The sequence below is a fragment of the Pseudomonas sp. NPDC087614 genome (genome assembly GCF_044743485.1).
Taxonomy (GTDB): domain Bacteria; phylum Pseudomonadota; class Gammaproteobacteria; order Pseudomonadales; family Pseudomonadaceae; genus Aquipseudomonas; species Aquipseudomonas baetica_A.
Genome location: NZ_JBIUWN010000069.1, coordinates 27,486 through 29,485, shown reverse-complemented (window position 1 = coordinate 29,485; position 2,000 = coordinate 27,486). Strand labels below are relative to the sequence as shown.

Genomic DNA, 2,000 nt, shown 5'->3' with positions numbered 1-2,000 from the left:
TGGTGGACACGCAACGGCATACCTCTGGTCACCGGCGGCCTGTTGGCGCTGGTCATCGTGTTCGGCTGGCAGGCTTATCACAAGTATCAGAGCAACCAGTCGCAAGGCGCTTCGGTGCTCTATCAGCAACTGCTGGAAACCACACTGACGCCTGACGGCAAGCCTGATACTGCGCGCGTTGCGGATCTGGCCGGCAAGCTCAACAGTGAATTCGGCGGTACTGCCTACGCGCAGTACGGCAGCCTGTTCGTGGCCAAGGTTGCAGTCGACAGCGGCAAGCTCGATGACGCAGCGATGGAACTGAAAGCCATTGTCGACAAACCGGCCAACCCGGCGCTCGGCGAAATCGCCCGTCAGCGTCTGGCGCAAGTGCTGGGTGCGCAGAACAAGGCCGATGACGCTCTGAAACTGCTCGACGGCGATGCCGATAAAGCGTTCCTGGCCACTCGCGAAGAGCTCAAGGGCGACTTGCTGGTGCAGTTGGGTCGTACCGATGACGCGAACAAGGCGTATCAAAAAGCCAAGGCAGCACTGTCGGATGAAGCGGCAGTCGGTGGCCTTCAAATCAAACTCGACGACCTGGCCAAAGGGGATGCGTGACGTGATCCGTTGGAAGCATGCAGCATTGCTGGCTCTGGCCCTTCTGGCCGCGGGTTGCAGCAGCAACAGCAAAAAAGAATTGCCACCGGCTGAACTGACCGACTTCAAAGAAGAAGTGGTTCTGCAAAAGCAGTGGAGTCGTTCGATTGGTGATGGTCAGGGCGAAACCTACAACATGCTGGTGCCAGCGGTTGACGGTGACACCATTTACGCTGCCGATGTAACCGGCATCGTGATGGCCATGGATCGCAGCAACGGCGACGTGAAGTGGAAAAAAGATCTTGAACTGCCTGTCTCCGGCGCCGTAGGCGTTGGTTACGGTCTGGTTCTGGTTGGCACCCTGCAAGGCGAAGTCGTTGCTCTGGACACCGTCACCGGTGAAGAGAAGTGGCATGCTCGCGTGAACAGCGAAGTCCTCGCCCCGCCGGCCAACAACGGCGACGTGGTCGTGGTGCAGACTCAGGACGATCGTCTGGTCGGCCTGGATGCCTCCACCGGTACTCAACGCTGGGTGTATGACAGCACGCCGGCCGTACTGACACTGCGTGGTACCAGTGCGCCGATCGTGACCAACCGCCTCGCGGTGGCTGGCTTGTCGACCGGTAAAGTGGTTGCTGTGGACATTTCCAACGGTGTGCCGGTCTGGGAACAACGGATCGCGATTCCACAGGGTCGTTCGGAACTGGAGCGCGTAGTCGACATCGACGGCGGTCTGCTGCTTTCCGGCGGTACGCTTTACGTTGCCAGCTATCAGGGCCGTGTTGCGGCACTGGATCTGGAGAGCGGTCGTCAACTCTGGCAGCGCGATGCGTCGAGCTACGCCGGTATTGCCCAGGGTTTCGGCAGCGTCTATGTCAGCTTGGCATCAGGCACCGTTGAAGGCGTCGACGAACGTTCCACCACTGCATTGTGGAGCAACGATTCGCTGGCTCGCCGTCAACTGTCGGCGCCGGAAGTGTTCTCCAGCTACGTTGCAGTCGGCGACATGGAAGGTTACCTGCACCTGTTGAGTCAGGTGGACGGTCGATTCGTCGGCCGTGAGCGCATCGACAGCGACGGCCTTCGCGCCCGTCCGCTGGTGGTGGGTGACACGATTTATGTGTATGGCAACAGCGGCAAACTGGAAGCCCTGACCATCAAGTAACAACTATGCTTGGGGATAACACCCCAGGCAGCTTCACTTGTGGGAGTGAACCTGTTCGCCCCCACAGTGTTGCCCCGAGCACCAGCCGCTGCCTCGCAGCGGCTTTTGTATTTTCTGAAATAACGAAGTGGAGAGCCGCATGGTTCCCGTAATCGCCCTGGTGGGCCGACCGAACGTCGGCAAATCCACCTTGTTCAACCGCCTGACCAGGACTCGTGACGCCATCGTCGGCGACTTGTCCTGTCTGACCCGTGAT

Annotated in this window: 3 protein-coding genes; all 3 read left to right on the top strand. The window is 59.6% G+C overall.

What is annotated here, in order from left to right:
- On the top strand, positions 1-600 hold a 600-nt coding region (locus ACIOWA_RS21800; RefSeq protein WP_401161877.1), incomplete at its 5' end, for a tetratricopeptide repeat protein.
- Positions 593-1,744, top strand: a complete 1,152-nt coding sequence (gene bamB / locus ACIOWA_RS21795) for an outer membrane protein assembly factor BamB (RefSeq protein ID WP_221733379.1) — start codon at positions 593-595, stop codon at positions 1,742-1,744. The genes ACIOWA_RS21800 and bamB, both read left to right, overlap by 8 nt.
- A gap of 139 nt (positions 1,745-1,883) precedes the next feature.
- On the top strand, positions 1,884-2,000 hold a 117-nt coding region (locus ACIOWA_RS21790), incomplete at its 3' end, for a GTPase (RefSeq protein ID WP_401161881.1).